At 45.6% G+C, this 4,704-nt stretch carries 6 protein-coding genes; 5 read left to right on the top strand and 1 reads right to left on the bottom strand.

Annotated features, from left to right (window positions below; translation table 11 throughout):
* Positions 1-148: 148 nt before the first annotated feature.
* The gene (locus V3S16_RS11010) at positions 149-799 is read right to left on the bottom strand and encodes an MOSC domain-containing protein (RefSeq protein ID WP_413884879.1); all 651 of its coding nucleotides are present in this window, start codon (positions 797-799) and stop codon (positions 149-151) included.
* Positions 800-1,045: 246 nt separating this feature from the next.
* On the opposite strand from V3S16_RS11010, the gene V3S16_RS11005 reads away from it, so the two are divergent.
* The 5 genes from V3S16_RS11005 to V3S16_RS10985 all read left to right on the top strand — a co-directional run.
* Positions 1,046-1,519, top strand: a complete 474-nt coding sequence (locus V3S16_RS11005) for a hypothetical protein (protein WP_413884877.1) — start codon at positions 1,046-1,048, stop codon at positions 1,517-1,519.
* A gap of 171 nt (positions 1,520-1,690) precedes the next feature.
* On the top strand, positions 1,691-2,848 hold the full coding sequence (locus tag V3S16_RS11000) for a hypothetical protein (RefSeq protein WP_413884875.1): 1,158 nt from the start codon (positions 1,691-1,693) through the stop codon (positions 2,846-2,848).
* Entirely contained in the window at positions 2,841-3,896 is a 1,056-nt protein-coding gene (gene dsrB / locus V3S16_RS10995) for a dissimilatory-type sulfite reductase subunit beta (RefSeq protein ID WP_413884873.1), read from the top strand. The genes V3S16_RS11000 and dsrB overlap by 8 nt, the downstream gene beginning before the upstream one ends.
* 174 nt (positions 3,897-4,070) lie before the next feature.
* A complete protein-coding gene (locus tag V3S16_RS10990) occupies positions 4,071-4,457 on the top strand; it encodes an RrF2 family transcriptional regulator (RefSeq protein WP_413884871.1) in 387 nt (128 codons plus the stop codon).
* Positions 4,458-4,483: 26 nt separating this feature from the next.
* Positions 4,484-4,704 (top strand): DUF2249 domain-containing protein (locus tag V3S16_RS10985; protein ID WP_413884869.1); only part of this gene is annotated, 221 nt, incomplete at its 3' end.

The raw sequence follows: 4,704 nt of genomic DNA, 5'->3' as shown, positions 1-4,704 counted from the left end.
CTGTTGCTTCCCATGCTGATTCTTTTTACAGTTACGATCTGTTTTATCATCGTCAAAAAAAAGAGAGCCAAAATGGTGCTCGCGCTGGAAGAGGCGGATGAAGAATTTCAATAAACTGCAGGGAGCTTCAATCCGTACAAGGGATTTATTACCTATACTTTATGCTCAACTCTTGCAGTGAGCGCTGCCAGGCCTCAGACAGGGCTGGAACGGCAAGTATCTTTTCAATACCTTCACAATTCTTACGATCATGATGTAATATATGATTTGCATATGCAATAGATATTTGGTGGGGATCTCTTTCTTTGAGAATCAGAGGGGTTCCTGCTTTGACAATTCCTTCTTTTAATACTTTGAAATAAAAGCCGGTGAATCCCGAGTCAACCACAAGCTTTACCAGATCTTTTCTGCCGAACCTTGCAGCAAGTGTTTGGCAGGGTTGCCGCGGCTGGCTGACCTGAACCATAGCTGTTCCAAGTTGGAAGATGTCCCCGATGCAGACGCTATCTTCCTTCAGATTGGAAACGGTCAGGTTTTCCCCAAAGGCAGCCGGCGGCAGGTTGCTGCCCAGGGTTTCTTCCCAATAGGGGTAATAATCCAGGCTGTACACACACGCGGCTTTGTCTTTTCCACCGTGATTTTTGGTATCGGCGACACCATCCTCTTCAAATCCCAGTTTTCCGAGGTTGACGGGATGCGCCACCGGTCTTTTCCCAATACCCGTAGTGATCTCTTTGCCTTGGAATATCTCCTTTTTGGGAAGACCGATATTAAGTGATGTGACTGTCATCTCAAGCATAAGCAGCCTTTATTTCTTATTTGAGGTTGTGTCATTATCTTTCACCCCCAAATTACATAAAACATAAACAAAAAAAATTGACTTAAGTCAATTACAATAATTCTTTTTTTTAGTAAAAAAAAATTGCAGCGAGAAATAGGTTCTGAAACCACTTCTAACCGACAAAGGATGATCCGGAATGACGGCCTTTTAATGGCCGGTTTATTAACAGGTTGCAGGAAAATTTAAGAAAAAGGAGATAAAAAAATGAATCCAATTGAAGGATGCCCTGGTTCTCAAACGTTAGACTTTAAAGATAAAGAGCATAAAGATACCGCAGGGCCGGAGGGTAAAATTGAATCGCAGTTGCGGCAATGGCCAATCCAGTTGCACCTTATTGCTCCCACCGCCCCTTATTATGAGGGTGCGGACGTACTGCTTACGGCAGATTGTGTGGCTTACGCTTTGGGTGATTTTCACCGCCAATTTTTAAAGGGAAACTCCATTGCCATTGCCTGTCCCAAGCTTGACGAAGGTCAGGATATCTACCAGCAAAAAATAAAATCCTGGTTTGAAGATGCCAAGATCAACACCCTCACGGTCTTGATTATGCAGGTCCCCTGCTGCACAGGGTTATTACAGTTAGCCCAGCAGGCTTTGCAGGATTCACAGAGAAAGGTCCCTGTGAAGTCTTTGGTGGTCGGCCTGCAGGGCGAGATTTTGCAAGAGGAATGGGTTTAAATCCAAGGATTTTCACATCAGGGGATTGGCATGATCGGCGGGTGTTCATATCTGGCCAATGATTATTGTCATAAGTTAAAAAAGCTATGCGAACCCGTAACTAAAGGGTGTGTACTTTACGGCAAAGTTAAATTATTGAACTCAAACGAAAAGGATATAGAGGAGCAAGTCATGTCAGACACACCATACATGGATGAATTAGATAAGGGACCCTGGCCCAGTCACACAAAAGAGCTTAAGAGAACGCGCTTTCCCATTATGATGTATGAAATAGCGATGAAAGAAAAATACACTCAATGGGGCCACGGCGGAATGTCCAATGTGCCGGGGCTGGGATCCGGTGCGATTGCAAGGAAATCCAGAAGACCTGATATTATTACCCATTCGCACCTTATTCGGGTTTTAGGTAACCCCGGGAATTTCTACAAAACGTCAACTTTTAGAAAGATATGCGCGATAGCGGACAAATACGGCGACGGCTCGCTCCACGTACTTACTGCAAACTCCAATATTGAGATATGCGGCCTGATGAGTGATGCAGATATGGAGGGCGTAACGCTTGAATTGAATGCTTTGGGCTATGACGTCGGTTCGGCCGGAGATGCCATAAGGAATATCCCGGATTGCATGGGCCCGGCGCTGTGCGAATATGCCTTGATTGACACTCCGAGGCTGAAACACTTTATGACAACACGTTATATCGAAGACATACAGTATCCGAGGTTCCCATACAAAATTAAGACCAAGATGTCAGACTGCCCCAATGAATGCGGCAAGGCTCTCCTGCACGCTGACATCGGCATCATCGGCGTGTTCAAGGATTTGCCCAAAGTGGATAACGAAAGACTGAGAAGCTGGGTTGAAAAGGGCGGAGATATCAATTGGGTCTGTGATCACTGTCCCACCGATGCAATGCTTTGGGACGGCATTAAACTCGAAATAGATGGAGATAAGTGTTTCCGGTGTATGTATTGTATCAACCGCGTACCGGCCATAAAACCGGGAGATGACAGAGGTGCCGCCATCACCGTCGGCGGCAAGATGAAAGGCAAATTCGGCCCGATGAAGGGAAAAGTGATTTTCCCGTTTATCACGATAACTCCACCGGATTATAAAGACCTTGTACAAGCCTATGATAAAATATGCGATATCTATGATGAACGGGGAAAGAAAAAGGAAAGAATAGGAGATATGATGCAGAGGTTGGGCTTTGACAATTTTCTTGAACTTTGCGGAGTCGAACCGACTTCGATGAATCTTGCAAGCCCCAGAAAAAATACCTTCTATCACTGGAAAACTGAAGAGTTGGGGGAGGTGCGTCATGATTAATGTTGGCGGAGTAGGTGTAACACCTGTGGAGGAGAATATCTCCCCTTTGATGTTAAGAAATTACGGAAAATGGGATACGCACGAAATACTGCGCCCCGGGGTTATCAAGCGTATTTCCCAGACCGGTGATGAATGCTATACGGTCAGGATTGCAATGCCGCCATCAAGAATCAGCGTTGCTTCAATGCTGGAGCTGTGTGACCTTGCCGACGAATACTCCGGAGGATACTTTAGAATTACCTTGAGAAAAGCCTTTGAGTTTGTGGACGTAAATCCTGAAAAGATAGACGCTCTCATAGAAAAGGTCGAGGCTATGGGATTTCCGGTGGGAGGCACACGCAACTCTTTGCATAATATTATGGCCTGTCCGGCATGGCTGCACTGCAATCTGCCGGCCACCGATTCGCCCGGCATCGCCAAGGCGCTTGGTGATGCCCTGATAGAGGAGTTTAAAAATCATAAACTTCCATCAATGTTGAAGATAAATATTGCGGCCTGTGCCAATATAGAAGAAGCCTTAATGGGTGACATCGGCATCATCGGTGTTCATAGGGATCAGCCCATTATCTTAGAAGACGAGATCCAACGATGCGAGCGGCCGACGCTTATATACATCTGTCCGACTTATGCCATTAAACCCAAAGGTAAAAAGGGCATCGTTATCAATCCGGATAAATGCATCCACTGCGGGGCTTGTACCATGGCCTGTGAAGCTATATTAACCGGTGATCCTGAGCTTGACGGCTATGCTGTTGCCGTGGGAGGCAAGGCATCCAACACCGGCAGCGGTCCCGACCTGGGGTCAATCGTTATCCCCTACCTGCCCAACAACCCTCCCAGATGGGACGAGGCTGTAAGCGCCGTGATACAGATTATGGATGCCTGGCGAAAAGACGCCAACCCGGATGAACGCATGAAGGAATGGATTAACCGGATAGGATGGGACCGGTTCTTTAAAAAAACAGCTATTAAGGTAAGCATAAAAGACATAGACGGTTACTTGTACGGCAGTGAATTCGCCCGATCAGACCTTAGATTTGGCTGGTAGAGGACCTTTCTGAACCGAATATGTTGGCTCTGAAAGCAGAAACGGACAATACCCGGATTAACTCGCCGGCCTGATGCTTGCCAATGAAAGGTATTAGAAATGTAATTTAATACTTGACATAAAGATGAAGATATAGTATTTAAGCCTGAACATTGATTTCAGGATGGTTAACAAGTGCTGTCTCAAACGGGAATATATGCAATACGGGCTATTAGTTATCTCGCATCGGGAAGGGATGAAAAGCCCATTCTAGGCCGCATTATTGCAAAGGAAATGCAGATTCCGGCAAACTTTCTTTCAAAAATTCTAAATCGCCTGGTTCAGGCCGGCTTTATTCGATCTGTCCGGGGACGAAACGGCGGATTTGTTATGGCTAGGCCCGCATCAGAAATTCATGTGCGAGAAATCGTTGACCTTTTTATGCAACTTGATGACTATAAGAACTGTCTTTTAGGCCTAAACGATTGTGATGGAACATGCGGTTTCCACCGACGCTGGAGGATTATTGCCGAACAAATGGAAAAAATGCTGGATGAAGTGGCCATCGATAAGATCTTGTAAAATTTTTTGAACTAAAAACGGATAAAATGAGCGTAGCGAAAACAATTGATCCAAGGGGACTTGAGCACCATGCGAGGGAGGAATTGATTTTCCCGAGCATCGAGGAGCTGGAAAAGGATGAGACCTTGCGGATTATTATGGAATTTAATCCCCTCCCTTTGGTTTATTTATTAAATGCCCGTAACGAATTCGAGATTTCCTATGAGAAAGAGGGACCCGACGAATGGACGCTCCTGGTGAAAAGGAC

Origin of the sequence: Candidatus Desulfatibia sp. (assembly GCF_036446775.1) — a bacterium.
Lineage (GTDB): Bacteria > Desulfobacterota > Desulfobacteria > Desulfobacterales > UBA11574 > Desulfatibia_A.
This window is presented reverse-complemented; position numbering and strand designations above follow the sequence as displayed.

What these genes read in the sequence shown, in the direction of transcription:
- V3S16_RS11010 (WP_413884879.1), bottom strand. Translation starts at nt 799, where the DNA reads ATGCTTGAGATGACAGTCACATCACTTAATATCGGTCTTCCCAAAAAG.
- V3S16_RS11005 (WP_413884877.1), top strand. Translation starts at nt 1,046, where the DNA reads ATGAATCCAATTGAAGGATGCCCTGGTTCTCAAACGTTAGACTTTAAA.
- V3S16_RS11000 (WP_413884875.1), top strand. Translation starts at nt 1,691, where the DNA reads ATGTCAGACACACCATACATGGATGAATTAGATAAGGGACCCTGGCCC.
- dsrB (WP_413884873.1), top strand. Translation starts at nt 2,841, where the DNA reads ATGATTAATGTTGGCGGAGTAGGTGTAACACCTGTGGAGGAGAATATC.